The organism is Primorskyibacter marinus (assembly GCF_003313245.1).
GTDB lineage: Bacteria > Pseudomonadota > Alphaproteobacteria > Rhodobacterales > Rhodobacteraceae > Primorskyibacter > Primorskyibacter marinus.
Window position 1 is genome coordinate 60,102 of record NZ_QJSD01000009.1, and the last position, 14,765, is coordinate 74,866.

The window sequence follows — 14,765 nt, forward strand, 5'->3', positions numbered from 1 at the left end:
CTCAGATGAGCAGTGCCAAAGCTACCGGCACACCCCTTGTCGCCCTGACCGATGCCGAAAAACACTTCGGCGCGGTCAGGGCACTTGACGGTGTGAGTCTGTCTATCTTTCCGGGCGAATGCATCGGGCTGGTCGGCCATAACGGCGCGGGCAAATCCACGCTGGTCAATCTTGTAAATGGTGGGCTGACGCCTTCGGCGGGCGAGGTGAACTTTCCGGCCACAGGCGCGCCACGCGCCTTGGAGGCTGGCGTGCGGTCCGTGTTTCAGGAATTGTCGCTTTGCCCCAATCTGACCGTTGCCGAAAACCTGCGCATTTCACATGCCGACCTGACCGGGTTTGGCTGGCGTACAAGGGCGCGCGCCGAGATCCTCAAAAGCCTAGATACCGTTTTCCCCGATCATGGCATCGACCCGAATATCACCGTGGACCGCCTGACCATCGCCGAACGCCAGATGGTTGAAATCGCCATTGGTTTCGCGCCGCGCGGCACGCAGGCCCGGCTTGTCATTCTGGACGAACCGACCTCTTCTCTGGATGCGGCCATCGCGGAACAGTTGCTGGCCCATATCAGACAGTTCTGCGCTGGGGGTGGCGCGGTGCTGTTCATCTCGCATATGATGGGCGAGATTTTCGATGTCGCGTCTACCATCGTGGTGATGAAGGACGGCAAGATTGTCGCGTCCCGCCCGACTGCAGAGTTCACCCGCGCCTCGCTGGTCGAGGCGATGGGCCATGTCGCCGGGCCCGAGGCCGAAAAGGCAGCCACCTCCCGCCCGGCATTCGGCGCGGACATTCTGAACAGCAAAACCGGGCTGACCGCCAGCGAGGGCGAGGTCGTGGGGCTGGCCGGCCTTGCAGGTCACGGTCAGGCCGAGGCGCTCGCACAGCTTTATTTTGAACACACGTCGTCTTGGCGCGCCGGAAAAGGCTCGAACATGGTGTTTGTCGCAGGAGATCGCGGGCGCGACGGTATTCTGCCGCTCTGGTCGATCCTGCGCAACGCAACCGTGTCGATCCTGCCGCAGATCGCGCGTCGGGGCATTGTCGACCGCGCCGCCGAAACCCGCATTGCCGCCGAATGGAAAGCGCGCATCGGCATCCGCACCGCCGACGTGACCAACAATATCCTGTCCCTGTCGGGCGGCAATCAGCAAAAGGTTCTGTTCGCCCGCGCGCTGGCCTCAAAAGCGCCGGTGGTCGTCATGGACGATCCGATGCGCGGCGTGGATGTGGGAACCAAGCAGGATGTCTACGCCATGATCCGATCCGAGGCTGCCAAGGGCCGCACCTTCCTGTGGTATTCAACAGAGACGGATGAAGTTTGCCAATGCGACCGGGTGTTCGTGTTCCGCGACGAGGCGATCTCGGCCGAGCTGACCGGCGCGGACATTACCGAAGACCGCATCCTGGAAGCTTCGTTTGAAATGCAAGGGGTGGACGCATGACCCGTCTTTTCGCGCGCCACCGCATCCTGCTGCCGATCCTGTCACTGGCGGTTCTGCTTGCGGCGACCTTCTACATGCAACCGCGGGCCATGAGCTATTTCGGCGTCAACCTGCTGTTCAATCTCGCCGTTCCGATCGCGCTGGCGACCGTCGCGCAGATGATGATCATCATGGTCAACGATATTGATCTGTCTCTGGGCGCGTTTGTCAGCCTTGTCGCCTGTGTGACAGCAACCTTTCTGCATGACACGCCGGTCTTGGGCGTGTTGATACTGGCAGGTTTGATCGCCGCCTATGCCGGGCTTGGCGTCCTGATCCACAGGTTCGAACTGCCCGCCATCGTGGTGACGCTGGGCATGTCCTTTGTCTGGGGCGGCCTTGCGCTCAGCATCCTGCCCTCGCCCGGCGGAACTGCCCCGCCGTGGATCCGCAGCCTGATGACGGTCAAACCGCCGCTTGTCCCGATGGCGGTTGTGGCGGCCGTTCTGATTGCCGCTGTCACACATTTCCTGATTATCCGGACGGGGATCGGCACCGTCTTGCGCGGCGTCGGCGGCAATGCGGCATCCGTGGCGCGGGCTGGCTGGCCGGTGCTGCGCCTCAAGGCGCTGGCCTACGCGTTGGCCGGGTTGTTCGGTGTGCTTGCGGGCATGGCACTGGTCGGGCTGACAACCTCGGCCGATGCCAATATCGCGCTGCGTTACACGCTGTTGTCAATCGCAGGCGTTATCCTGGGCGGTGGCGAGTTCATCGGCGGCAAGGTCAGCCCGGTGGGTGCCGTGATCGGCGCGCTGACGCTGGCGCTGGCGGCGTCGTTCCTGTCGTTTCTTCGGCTCAGCCCGGATTGGCAGATCGGCGCACAGGGTGCCATTCTGATCCTCGTTCTGACCGCCCGACTGATCTTTACCCGCCGTGACGAACAGGAAGGATGACCCGGATGTTGAGCACTGTTATTTCACGTCCGTGGATCTGGTCATGGGTGGCCGCCGCAGCCGCCTTTGTCATGGTCATGGCACTTACACAGGGGCGCGGCGCGGGCGAGCTGGCCTATGCCGCCCTGTCCTTTGGCGCATTCGCGGCCATAGTCGGCCTTGGGCAAATGCTTGTGATCACGCTTGGCCCCGGCAATGTGGATCTGTCCATTCCAGCAGTGATGACGCTGGCCGGCACGCTGTCGCTCAAGGTGATGGGGTCAGACCCGAACACCGCCGCGCTTGGCTTGCTGATTGCGGTCGCGGCTGGCGTCGGGGCGGGGCTGGCGAATTTCGCGCTGATCTACTTGCTGCGTTTGCCACCGATCATCGCGACCTTGTCGGCATCGCTGGTGTTTCAATCCATCGCGATCTGGTCCAACCGGGGCTTGCGCATCAAACCGCCAGCGGGGCTGGCCGATTTCGCCACCGGGCGCACCGCCGGCGTTCCCAACGTGGCCCTGGTGGGCATTGCCCTGTCGGTCATCGTCTGGCTGGTGCTGGAGCGCGCGACCTTTGGTCGTTGGCTTCTGGCCTCAGGCCAGAACCTGCGCGCAGCACGCCTTGCCGGTATTCCAGTCGAGCTGGTGCGCGCCACGACCTATGTCACCGTGGCGGTCTTCGCCTCCATTGCGGGCTATCTTCTGGCCAGCTTTTCGGGCGGTGCCGCGCTTAATATGGGGCAGGAATACCTGCTGACCTCCATCGCTGTTGTCGTCATCGGTGGCACCTCGATTGCCGGCGGGTTTTCCAACGTCCCCGGCGTCTGGGGCGCGTCGCTCTTCATGTTCCTTGTGGTCTCGATGCTCAACTCATACGGGCTTGGTGCCGGTGTGCGTATGATGCTGACCGGCCTTATCATCATCGGCATTGTCGTTGCCGCCAGCACCCGGAGGATCCGCACATGATACCCCTGCCCCCGCATCTCGAAGCGTATGACGACCGTTTTGCCGATCTGGTCCATCCCGTGTCGCAGTTGGAGCAAATCGCAACCGGGTTCACCTGGACCGAGGGGCCGGTCTGGTTCGGCGATCACAACTGCCTTGTGTTCTCGGACATTCCGTCACAAAGGCTGATGCGGTGGAGCGAAACAGAGGGCACCACCGTCTTTCGCCATAACTCCGAGTTCAATAACGGCAACACGCGTGACCGGCAGGGTCGCCTGATCGGCTGCCGTCACGGCACGCGCGATGTGGTGCGCACGGAGATTGACGGATCGCTGACCGTGCTCGCCGACAGGTTTGAGGGTAAGCCGCTGAATTCGCCGAATGATGTGGTGGTCTCATCCGACGGTGCCGTGTGGTTTACCGACCCGACCTACGGGATCCTGTCGAATTTCGAAGGCTATGAGGCACCGCCCGAGCAGACAGCCCGGCACGTTTTCCGCCGCGACCCGGACAGCGGTGCGGTAAGCGCGGTGGTCTCTGACTTCACCCAGCCCAACGGCCTTGCGTTTTCCTGTGATGAGACGCGGCTTTATATCAGCGAGAGCGGGTCGAGCCATGATGACAGCGTTCCGGCCGTGATCCGGCAATTCGATGTGGACGGCGCAACGCTTGTCGATCGCGGCGTGTTCGCCACATTGGATTGCGGGTTGCCGGACGGGTTTCGTGTCGACACGCGTGGCAACCTGTGGTCATCGGCCAAGGATGGCGTGCATTGTTTTGCGCCGGACGGCACGCTGCTGGGCAAGATCCTTGTTCCCGAAACCGTCGCCAACCTGTGCTTTGGCGGCCATGACGGGCACCGGATGTTCATCACAGCCACCACATCGGTCTACCGCGTCTTCGTCAACGCGCAGGGCGCGGAACCCTGGGCGCGGCCCGCCCCGCGCGAGCGTCCCGGCTTGGTGTGATTTACGGCCAGCCCTTTGCCAAGATGGCGGTCAAAAGGAAGGCCACAACACAGCGTCTTACCACTCGAATGGTGCCACAACCGACCGTCGGCCAAGGGTAAAGGCATCGGCCACATGCCGCATCGGCGAAAGGTCAGCCTCGCTTTGACCCGCCGCGATGAGATCGGCAAATCGGGCATAAAGCGACGGGTATTCGCCCGCCATCTCGGTTCCAGCCTCGGGCGGATTGCCGTCAATGGCGAAGACGGCCCCGCCCTCTGACAGAACGGCTGTTCCTGCATCGGTTTCGATATGAATGTCCCAGCAGGGCGGCCCGACATGCAGCCAATCGAACGCGGCAGTGACCTGCGCGCCGCCCGCATCGTGAAACGTCAGATCGGCGGCGACAGGTGTGTCGCGGTTTTCCGGAAACCGCAGCTCTGCCTGCGACAGATGCAGCGCACGCGGATAGATCTCGGTCAGCACCGACAGCGCGTTGATGCCCGGGTCGAACACGCCCAGACCGCCCGGCTGCCAGATCCAGCCCTGCCCCGGATGCCAATACCGCACGTCCTCTTTCCATTGAATATCCAGCTTGTGAATGGCTTTGTCCGCAAGCCAGGCTTTCGCTTCGGCAACCGCCGCCGCGTGCCGGGAATGCCATGTCGCATAAAGCGTAAGCCCTTTGGAGGCTGCCAGATCAACCAGATCCTGAACTTCGCTGAGCGTGGCACCCGGCGGTTTCTCCAGCATCACATGACGCCCTGCTTCCAGTGCCAGACGCGCATCGCCGTAGCGGGCCTGCGGCGGGGTGCAGAGCGACACACAGGTGACGTGTTCCTGCGCCTCTAACAGACTGGCCAGATCATTATACGCGGGCACGCCACCGACTTGCGCGTTGCGGCTGGCCGTGGCGGCAAGGTCAAAATCCGGGTTGGCAGTGATCGCGGGCAGGTGCTGATCTCGGGCGATCTTTCCAACGCCGACAATGACAATCTGATGGGGCATCAATGCGAATCCTTCGGCACGTCGGACCCACGATTTCCGACCAGAAAATCAAAATCGGCCCCGGTTTCGGCACCTTGCACATGGTCGTGGAACATCTGCGCATACCCGCTGGCGGGCCTTGTATCCTCTGGCTGCCACGCGTCCAGCCGGGTCTGCAACTCGGCTTCTGGAATATCCAGATGCAACCGCCGGTTTGCCACGTCCATCTCTATCATGTCGCCATCGCGCACGATGGCAAGCGGGCCGCCGCGCGCTGCCTCGGGGCTGGTGTGCAGGACCACGGTGCCATAGGCGGTGCCCGACATCCGCGCGTCCGAGATGCGCACCATATCGGTGATCCCCTTCTTCAGAACCTTGGGCGGAAGCCCCATATTGCCGACCTCCGCCATGCCGGGATAGCCGCGCGGGCCGCAGTTCTTCAGCACCATCACGCAGGTCTCGTCGATATCCAGATCGTCGCGGACGATCTTGGCCTTGTAGTCGTCAATATCCTCAAACACGACGGCACGGCCCCGGTGGTTCATCAGCGATGGGCTGGCGGCCGAGGGCTTCAGCACCGCGCCTTGCGGCGCCAGATTGCCGCGCAGCACCGCGATGCCGCCTTGTTGGGCAAGCGCCTTGTCAGCGGGCAGGATCACGTCCTCGTTCCAGTTCCTGGCGTCCTTGACCTCGTCCCAGACGCCCAGCCCCGACACGGTCAGTGCCTCTTTGTGCAGCATCCCCGCCTCGCCCAGACGTTTGATCACGACCGGCAGGCCGCCCGCATAGAAAAACTCCTCCATCAGGTATTTGCCTGACGGCATCAGGTTGACGATGGTGGGGATGTCGCGGCCCAGACGGTCCCAGTCGTCCAGGGTCAGGTCAATCCCGACGCGGCCGGCAATTGCCATCAGGTGAATGACCGCATTGGTCGACCCGCCAATCGCACCATTGACCCGGATCGCGTTTTCAAAGGCGTCGCGCGTCATCACATCCGACGGTTTGAGATCGTCCTTGACCATCTGCACGATGCGGCGCCCGGAATGCTGCGCCATCACCCGGCGGCGCGCATCGACACCGGGGATCGCGGCATTGCCGGACAGGGCCATGCCCAGGGCTTCGGCCATCGACGCCATGGTGCTGGCGGTGCCCATCGTGTTGCAGGTGCCGGAGGATCGGCTCATCGCCTGTTCGGCTTCAAGGAAGTCCTCCTTGCTCATCTTGCCGGCCTTGATGTCCTCGGACATCTGCCAAAGCGCCGTGCCGCTACCGACACGCTCGCCCCGGAACCAGCCGTTCAGCATCGGCCCGCCAGTGACGACAATCGACGGCAGGTCGGTCGAGGCCGCCCCCATGATCAGCGAGGGCGTTGTCTTGTCGCAGCCGACCAGCAGCACCGCCCCGTCGATGGGCTGCGCGCGCATGGTTTCCTCGACCGCCAGCGCGGCAAGGTTTCGGTACATCATCGCGGTGGGGCGAAATGTGTTTTCGGACGCCGAAAAGACCGGAACCTCCAGCGGAAAGCCCCCCGCCTCCCAGATGCCAGCCTTCACCTTTTCGGCCAATTCGCGCAGATGACCGTTGCAGGGGGTCAGTTCGGACCAGGTATTGAGGATGCCGATCACCGGCCGCCCGTCGAACAGATCGTCGGGATAGCCCTGATTTTTCAACCATCCGCGATGGTAGATATTGTCACGGCTGGTCCCGCCATACCATTCTTGCGAGCGCATCTTGCGGGGCCACTGGGCTGGCTTGAAGGTCATCTTACTCTCCTGCAAATGTCGTGCGGTGCCAACGCATGTCGGCACGAGGCCAGCGCAAATCTGCTAGTGTCTCAGCCCTGCTTCTGCTTGTTGTAGACATCGAAAATAACGGCGGCGAGCAGCACCAGCCCCTTGATCACCTGCTGGTAATCAATGCCGATCCCCATGATCGACATGCCGTTATTCATCACACCCATGATAAACGCGCCCACGACGGCCCCGACGATCTTGCCCACGCCGCCCGACATTGACGCACCGCCAATGAACACCGCCGCGATCACGTCCAATTCCACCGCGAAGCCCGCCTTTGGCGTGGCCGTGTTCAGCCGTGCGGCAAAGATCAACCCTGCCAATGCGGCCAGCATCCCCATGTTGACAAAGGTCAGGAATGTCAGGCGCTCTGTTGGAATACCCGACAGCTTGGCGGCTTTTTCGTTGCCGCCAAGCGCATAGATCCGGCGGCCGATCGTGGTCTGTTCGGTCAGGAAGGCATAGATGATCGTCAGGATTCCCATTGTGACCAGCACGTTGGGCAACCCGCGAAAGGTCGACAGCTTGTACATCACGAACAACAGCGCACCTGCGACAATAGCATTGCGTATGAGAAAGAAAGCGGTGGGCTCGTCTTCAATCCCATAGGCCTTGTTGCGCGCGCGCTTGCGCAGACCCATCCAGACAATCGCGCCGGCAGCGACAATCCCAACCGCCAAAGCAGTGACGTTGGGACGTCCGACGCCAAACACGTCAGGGATGAACCCCGTCGACAGCAGTTGGAACGACTTCGGGAACGGGCCGACGGACTGTCCCTCCAGCAGCCACAGCGACAGGCCGCGAAACACCAGCATTCCCGCAAGCGTAACGATGAAGCTGGGGATCTTCCAATAGGCCACCCAATAGCCCTGCGCCGCGCCGATCAGGATGCCCACCACCAGACAGGCCGGAATGGTCAGGGCCACCGGCACGTTCCAGTTGACGATCATCACCGCCGCCAGCGCGCCGACGAACCCCATCACCGACCCGACGCTCAGATCGATATTTCCGCCCACGATGACGATCAGCATGCCCAGAGCCATGATGATGATATAGCTGTTCTGAAGGAAGAGGTTGGTGATGTTGACAGGACGCAACAGCGTGCCGTCGGTCACGATCTGGAAGAACACCATGATCGCGATCAGCGCAAAGAGCAGGCCGTAATCGCGCAGGTGGCTGGCAAGATAGCCGGAGATGCTTTTGGCCTTGTCGGCATTCCGGGCTTGCGAGGCGGTGTCAGTCATTTCGCGGGCCTTCCTATTCGGTAACGATAAGCGACATGATGCGCTCTTGGCTGGCTTCGTCGGTGCTTAGTTCGCCGACAAAACTGCCCTGGTTCATGACATAGATGCGGTCGCACATGCCCAGAAGTTCGGGCATTTCGGAACTGATCATCAGCACGCCTTTGCCCTGCGCAGACAGTTCGTTGATGATGCCGTAAATCTCGAACTTGGCACCGACATCGATGCCGCGGGTGGGTTCATCAAGGATCAACACTTCCGGCCCGGCGAACAACCATTTCGACAACACGACCTTTTGCTGGTTGCCCCCCGACAGGTTCATCACCTTCTGAAACACGCTTGGCGTGCGGATGTTCATGGCGGCGCGGTAGCGTTCGGCAACCTTGGTCTCTTCGGCCTCGTTGATCACGCCGGACTTGGACACATCGGCCAGATTGGCCAGCGTCACATTGCGCTGGATGCTCTCTTCCAGGATCAGGCCCAGTTCCTTGCGGTCCTCGGTCACATAGGCAAGCCCGCTGCGGATGGCCGATGCAACGGTCGAGGTGTCGATTGCCTTGCCGCGCAGCTCGACTTGGCCAGAGATGTTGCGACCGTAGCTTTTGCCAAACAGGCTCATTGCCAATTCGGTGCGCCCGGCCCCCATCAGCCCGGCAATGCCGACGACCTCGCCCGCGCGGACGTGAAAGTCGATATTCTCGATCACCTGCCGCGCGGCATGGTCGGGGTGCCAGGCGTTCCAGTTCCGCACCTCCAGCAGCATATCTCCGGCGCGGCGGGGCCGTTCGGGATAGCGCTGCGACATATCGCGGCCGACCATATCGCGCACGATGCGGTCTTCTGTAATCGGCTCCTTGCGCGCATCCAACGTCGAGACTGTCGCGCCATCGCGGATCACCGTGATCGTGTCGGCGATGCGCCGCACTTCGTTCAGCTTGTGACTGATGACGATCGAGGTGACGCCCTGTGCCTTCAGTTCCAGCAGCAAATCAAGCAAGGCCTGACTGTCAGATTCCGACAGCGCCGCCGTGGGCTCGTCAAGGATCAGCAGGCGCACATCCTTGGACAGCGCCTTGGCGATCTCGACCAATTGCTGCTTGCCGACACCAAGACTGTCGACCTGAGCGGCCGGCGCTTCTTTCAACCCGACCTTTTTCAGCAGGTCTTCGGTCCGTCGGAAGGTCTCGTGCCAGTTTACGACACCGGCCGTTGCGCATTCGTTGCCAACAAACAGGTTTTCGGCAATCGACAGCAACGGCACCAGCGCCAATTCCTGATGGATGATGATGATGCCCAGCTTTTCACTGTCCGAAATACCGGAGAACCCGGCCAGCTGGCCATCATAGTGAATTTCACCGTCATAGGTGCCTTTCGGATAGACCCCCGACAGCACTTTCATCAGCGTGGATTTGCCCGCGCCATTCTCGCCCACCAAGGCGTGAATCTCGCCCTCTGCGACCTTCAGATTGACGGCGTCCAGCGCCTTGACGCCCGGAAAGGTCTTGGTGATGTTGCGCATTTCCAGCAGCGTCTGCACGAAATATCCCCTCCCAGGGTATTGCCCGAACTCTTCGTGGTGCCCCGCCCGCACTGATGTGCAGGCAGGTTTGCAGCATCTGGATCAGAGATCGTCTTTGCTGTGATACCCGGAATCGATCACGATGGCTTCGTAGTTCGACCCATCGACCGAGACCGGCTCCAGCAGGTAGGACGGCACGACCTTGACGCCGTTGTCATAGGTGGTGGTGTCGTTGATCTCGGGCTCGCCGCCTTGCAGCAACGCATCGACCATACCGACGGTCACGCGGGCCAGTTCGCGGGTGTCCTTGAACACGGTCGAGTACTGTTCGCCCGCAATGATCGACTTGATCGATTGCAATTCGGCGTCCTGACCGGACACGATGGGCATCGCCAGATCGCCAGAGCCGTAGCCCACACCTTTCAGCGACGACAGGATGCCGATGGACAAGCCATCATAGGGGCTGAGAACGCCGTGCACGACCGCATCGGTGTAATGCGCCGACAGCAGGTTATCCATGCGGGACTGCGCAACAGCCCCATCCCAGCGCAGCGTACCTACGGTGTCCATGCCCATCTGGCCCGACACGATGTTGATCGTGCCATCGTCGATCAGTGGCTGAAGAACCGACATGCCGCCATTATAGAAGAAATAGGCGTTGTTATCATCGGGCGACCCGCCGAACAGTTCGACATTCCAGGGTTTCACGTCCGGGAAACGCTCTTTCATGCCGTCCACAAGGCTGGTCGCCTGCTGTACGCCGACCTTGAAGTTGTCGAAAGTGGCGTAATAGTCCACATATTCGCTGTCGCGGATCAGCCGGTCATAGGCGATTGTCTTGATGCCCGCGAAATGCGCGTTCTCCAGCGCATTCGACAGTGTTGTGCCGTCGATCGCCGCGATCACCAGAACATCCACACCCTTGGTGATCATGTTCTCGATCTGGTTCAGCTGGTTCGGAATATCGTCTTCCGCATATTGCAGATCGGCGGTGTATCCGGCGGCCTCGAACTGCTCGACCATCGAATTGCCGTCCGAGATCCAGCGCGCAGATGACTTCGTGGGCATGGAAATGCCGATCGTGCCCTTGTCTTGTGCGATGGCCGGTGCGGCGGCAAGGCCAATGCCAAGCGCGAGGGCAGCAAGCCCTGCTGAAATTTTCTTCATGATGTCCTCCCATGGCACCACGCATGTCACTGCCAAGGCACCTGACTTTATTGATTTGACCCGACGCGCGGTCGGACATCGAAATCCTAGCGAGGTTTCGACATAACATTCAAATGAAAGATATGGTGACTTTCATACCAATTCAGGTATATCTTTGCATATGATGACTTTGACATCCCGACTTCGGCTCCGGCATTTTCGTCTGGTTCATGCCATCGCTGAAACCGGCCAGATTTCCACCGCGGCCATTCAGCTTGCGGTCAGCCAGCCTGCCGCGTCGCGGACGCTGGCCGAGATAGAGCGCATCATCGGCGAGCCGCTGTTCGAACGGCACGCGAAAGGCATGCATCCAACCCTGATCGGCGAGGTCATCGTGCGCCATGCCACGACATTGGTGGGGGATCTCGACAGGATTGCCATCGAGGTTGACGCCTTTCGTCGGGGCACGGCGGGCGTGGTTCGGATAGGGGCCGTGACCGGTGCGGCGGTGGGCTTTGTCGTGCCAGCGGTGCAAAAGCTGAAATCCATGGCCCGGCTGGCCACGGTCAGCGTCGACCTCGCGCCAAGCGTCGATCTGATCGAACATCTGCTGCGCGGCGATCTGGACATCGCCCTTTGCCGCCTGCCGCGCCATGCCGATGCACGCCCGTTCCTGATCCGCGCCGGCCGTGTCGAACAAATACGATTTCTGGTGCGGGCCGGGCATCCTCTTGTCGGGCTGTCCGGGTTGGCACTTGATGAACTCGTCGGATTGCGCTGGGTCATTCAGGCCAGTGGAATGCCGGTCCGCGAAGCCGTCGATCAGGCGTTCACCAATCGGGGCCTGCCCATTCCAGGCGATACGATTGATACATCGTCATTGATGGTGGCGCTCGCTTATCTCAAGGACACGGACGCCGTCGCCGCGATCACGCAGGAGGTCTATGAGCTTCTGGTTCCAAACAACACCAGCAACTGGGCCGTGCTCGACATGAAGGAAAGCCTGATCCTGTCGCCATATCAGCTTATCCGCAAACGGGATCGCCCCATGACACCGGTTTGCGACAGTTTCGTGCAATTGCTCGAAGCGGAGTTGGCAAAAGTATGACGCATTTCCGGGCATCCGGCCTGTCCGGACCAAGCGGGACACAGGTTCCTGTTCATGGGCAGGCAGGCACCCGGCGGGCTTGATCTTTGCCCATGCGAACAACGCCATCAAACGCAGAGCCTGCCACATCCATCTGCGACAAAAATTCATCGCTTCAAGTATTCAGACGGTCAAGATGCCTTGCTGCATATCAGCCCCAGCCAGTCCGGCAACGCTCCGACGTTCGGAAGCACAACATCCGCAAGCGGCGCAAGCTCTGCCCGCGTGGCCGGGCCGGTCAGCACCGCGACCGTCTGCATGCCTGCGGCGCGCCCTGCCATAAGGTCATGGGTGCTGTCACCGACCATCACTACCCGCTCCGGCGATTTTTCCACCGCATATGCGAAAGACAGCAAAGGGGCCGGCGACGGTTTTGCGCCGAACCCGCTATCTGCACCCGCGACGAAGTCAAACGCATCTCCGACATTGGCGGCGACCAGATGCGCGTGCGCCGTTCGCTGGCTGTCATTGGTCATCACGCCAAGCGACAGACCGGCCTGCCTTAATCGCGCCAGCAACGGCGACAGCGGCACCGCCTCGACCAAAGGCGCTGTTTCAGCGGCCTCGGAAAGGAATCGTTCCAACCTGTCGAGCGTCCATCCCGCAAGGCCAGGCAATAGCAGTGCAGCGACCTGCCGGTTGGTGCCAGCAATCGCCGGACTTTCCGGCAGAAATCCGCCGATCGCGAGGTCATATCCGATAGCGGCGCTTAACCATTTCAGCCGTTCCGCGTCGCCTTCGGCAAGTCGTTTCAGCACCCCGCCTGCCCACACATCCCAGGTAGCGCGGAAATCGAACAGCGTGCCATCCTTGTCGAACAGGATCGCATCAGCGCGCAATGTCATGTCCAATGGACCTGCTCACCGCCCGGAAGTGCGGCACGGGCATTGGCTATGTCATTGTAATCTATACCTGCCGCGTCACAAAACGCGACAACCCAGGCGTCATCCATCAGCACGAAATCCAGCACCGATCCCAGGAATTCCGGCTCTTGCACATTGGCGCGCAGGTCTTCCGTGCTTGCCCCTGTCGATCCCAGAAAGATCGGAAGAAGCTCTTCATTGCCCGCCAGCCAGCCAAGCGCCTGCACGCCGACGATCTCTGCCCGGTCTTTCGAGAGTGCCATTTGTTCATCCTTCGGAAAGGTATTCTTAACCAATTCGAATAAAAACTTACCCAAGCCTGGATGCAAGCACGGATGGAACTCGAAATGCCTCAGACGGTCCTGATCGTGGATGAAGTTGCTACCAACAGGATCGTGCTGCGCGTCAAGCTGGCGGCGGCATATTACTCTGTGAAACAGGTCACGTCAGGGACCGATGCGCTTGCGGCCTGTGCGAAAAAAGTCCCCGATGTCATCCTTCTGGGCCAGGTTGGCAGCATGCAGGCCAGCGACTTCGCGCGGCGGCTGCGCGCCGACCCCAGAACCGAAACGGTGCCGCTGATCTTTCTCACGCCGCCCGATGACATGCGCGCCCGCGTTGAGGCATTGCAAGCCGGGGCGGATGACGTCCTGTCCCACCCGGTCAGCGAAATGATGTTGTTGGCCCGGATCCGCAACCTGCTGCGCGATCGCGATGCAGAGCGAGAGTTACGCCTGCGCGACGGAACACAACGCGCGCTCGGTTTTGCCGAACCGCGCGCCGGGTTCGAAATGCCCGCGTCGGTGACTGTGGTAACCGACCAGCCTTCCGAGGTGGAGCTGTGGCTGGAGCAATTGAAGACACGCGTGTCCCACCGCATAGAGATCCGCACTCCCCGAGAGATGCTGGCGCAAGATACAGGCGGCACCAAGGCCCCGGATGTTTGTATCGTCACCCTGCCTCGTCTGATCCCCGAAACCGGGCTGGGCACGCTGTCGGAATTACGCTCCCGCAGCGCGACGCGACACTGCGCGATGCTGGTGCTATGCGACCGCGAGACGCGACAGGCAGCCGCAAGTGCGCTGGATCTGGGCGGCAATGACCTACTGGCCGGGGACTTCGACCCCGACGAGCTGGCCCTGCGGCTGGAAAACCAGATCTCCCGCAAACGTACCGCCGACCGGCTGCGCACCACCATGCGCGATGGTTTGCACGCGGCGGTGACGGACCCGCTCACCGGACTGTATAATCGTCGTTATGCCCTGCCGCATCTGGCGCGCATTTCGGAAGAGGCGCATCGTTCGGGCCGCCGTTTTGCCGTTCTGATCGCTGATCTCGATCACTTCAAACAGATCAACGATCTGCATGGCCACGCGGCGGGCGATGCCGTTCTGACCGGCGTGGCCCGTCAGCTGAAAGAGAACCTGCGTGCCGTGGATCTGGTCGCGCGCATCGGCGGCGAGGAATTCCTGATCGTGCTGCCGGACACCGGCAGCCATCGCGCCCGCCGTACGGCACAAAGACTGTGTCAGGTGATCCGCCATACCCCGTTTCTTGCGCCCGGTCACGATGTCCCGATCCGTGCCACAGCCAGCATCGGCATGGCGATGGGACCACTTTTCACCGCCGGGCGCGGCTGCGATGACAGCGACCTGCTGACACTCGCAGATCGTGCGCTTTATGCGTCCAAAGCGGACGGACGTAACAAGGTCACGCTGAGCCGGGATGCCGCCTGAGCGCCGGATGCGCGATTGGCCGGCCCTCTGACGTTCATCCACAGCCCAATGCCATTCGCGCGGATCGAAGCGAACTGATT

At 61.4% G+C, this 14,765-nt stretch carries 13 protein-coding genes; 6 read left to right on the forward strand and 7 right to left on the reverse strand.

The window, feature by feature from the left end; all coding sequences use genetic code 11:
• Nucleotides 1-5: 5 nt before the first annotated feature.
• Genes DMZ65_RS12275 through DMZ65_RS12290 form a run of 4 tightly spaced genes read left to right on the forward strand, consistent with a single transcriptional unit; the run spans nucleotide 6 to nucleotide 4,274 of the window.
• A complete protein-coding gene (locus tag DMZ65_RS12275; protein WP_116599178.1) occupies nucleotides 6-1,448 on the forward strand; it encodes a sugar ABC transporter ATP-binding protein in 1,443 nt (480 codons plus the stop codon).
• Nucleotides 1,445-2,380 (forward strand): ABC transporter permease, encoded by a 936-nt coding sequence (locus DMZ65_RS12280; RefSeq protein WP_116599179.1) that lies wholly within the window; start codon nucleotides 1,445-1,447, stop codon nucleotides 2,378-2,380. The genes DMZ65_RS12275 and DMZ65_RS12280 overlap by 4 nt, the downstream gene beginning before the upstream one ends.
• A 5-nt stretch (nucleotides 2,381-2,385) precedes the next feature.
• A complete protein-coding gene (locus DMZ65_RS12285) occupies nucleotides 2,386-3,327 on the forward strand; it encodes an ABC transporter permease (protein WP_116599234.1) in 942 nt (313 codons plus the stop codon).
• Nucleotides 3,324-4,274 (forward strand): SMP-30/gluconolactonase/LRE family protein, encoded by a 951-nt coding sequence (locus tag DMZ65_RS12290; RefSeq protein WP_116599180.1) that lies wholly within the window; start codon nucleotides 3,324-3,326, stop codon nucleotides 4,272-4,274. The genes DMZ65_RS12285 and DMZ65_RS12290 overlap by 4 nt, the downstream gene beginning before the upstream one ends.
• A 57-nt stretch (nucleotides 4,275-4,331) precedes the next feature.
• Here the strand turns inward: DMZ65_RS12290 and DMZ65_RS12295 are convergent, their stop codons facing one another.
• The 5 genes from DMZ65_RS12295 to chvE form a co-directional block, all read right to left on the reverse strand.
• Complete coding sequence (locus DMZ65_RS12295) at nucleotides 4,332-5,261, reverse strand: Gfo/Idh/MocA family protein (RefSeq protein ID WP_116599181.1); 930 nt, start codon at nucleotides 5,259-5,261, stop codon at nucleotides 4,332-4,334.
• Nucleotides 5,261-7,003 (reverse strand): L-arabinonate dehydratase, encoded by a 1,743-nt coding sequence (araD, locus tag DMZ65_RS12300; RefSeq protein ID WP_116599182.1) that lies wholly within the window; start codon nucleotides 7,001-7,003, stop codon nucleotides 5,261-5,263. Before araD ends, DMZ65_RS12295 begins: the two co-directional genes overlap by 1 nt.
• A 71-nt stretch (nucleotides 7,004-7,074) precedes the next feature.
• Nucleotides 7,075-8,277: a multiple monosaccharide ABC transporter permease gene (mmsB, locus tag DMZ65_RS12305; RefSeq protein ID WP_116599183.1), complete on the reverse strand. Its 1,203-nt coding sequence runs from the start codon at nucleotides 8,275-8,277 to the stop codon at nucleotides 7,075-7,077.
• 13 nt (nucleotides 8,278-8,290) lie between these two features.
• Nucleotides 8,291-9,811, reverse strand: a complete 1,521-nt coding sequence (gene mmsA / locus DMZ65_RS12310) for a multiple monosaccharide ABC transporter ATP-binding protein (RefSeq protein ID WP_116599184.1) — start codon at nucleotides 9,809-9,811, stop codon at nucleotides 8,291-8,293.
• Between the two features lie 84 nt (nucleotides 9,812-9,895).
• Nucleotides 9,896-10,960 carry a multiple monosaccharide ABC transporter substrate-binding protein gene (chvE, locus tag DMZ65_RS12315; protein WP_116599185.1) on the reverse strand — a complete coding sequence of 355 codons (1,065 nt, stop codon included), beginning with the start codon at nucleotides 10,958-10,960 and terminating at the stop codon, nucleotides 9,896-9,898.
• A gap of 163 nt (nucleotides 10,961-11,123) precedes the next feature.
• Here chvE and DMZ65_RS12320 point away from each other — a divergent pair, with 163 nt between their 5' ends.
• Complete coding sequence (locus DMZ65_RS12320) at nucleotides 11,124-12,047, forward strand: LysR substrate-binding domain-containing protein (protein WP_198662687.1); 924 nt, start codon at nucleotides 11,124-11,126, stop codon at nucleotides 12,045-12,047.
• A gap of 170 nt (nucleotides 12,048-12,217) precedes the next feature.
• Here DMZ65_RS12320 and DMZ65_RS12325 read toward each other — a convergent pair whose 3' ends face one another.
• A complete protein-coding gene (locus tag DMZ65_RS12325) occupies nucleotides 12,218-12,931 on the reverse strand; it encodes an HAD family hydrolase (protein WP_116599187.1) in 714 nt (237 codons plus the stop codon).
• Nucleotides 12,928-13,212, reverse strand: coding sequence for a DUF3572 domain-containing protein (locus DMZ65_RS12330; RefSeq protein WP_116599235.1), 285 nt, complete (start codon nucleotides 13,210-13,212; stop codon nucleotides 12,928-12,930). The genes DMZ65_RS12325 and DMZ65_RS12330 overlap by 4 nt, the downstream gene beginning before the upstream one ends.
• A gap of 60 nt (nucleotides 13,213-13,272) precedes the next feature.
• On the opposite strand from DMZ65_RS12330, the gene DMZ65_RS12335 reads away from it, so the two are divergent.
• Complete coding sequence (locus DMZ65_RS12335) at nucleotides 13,273-14,685, forward strand: diguanylate cyclase (protein WP_116599188.1); 1,413 nt, start codon at nucleotides 13,273-13,275, stop codon at nucleotides 14,683-14,685.
• The last annotated feature ends 80 nt before the right edge of the window (nucleotides 14,686-14,765 follow it).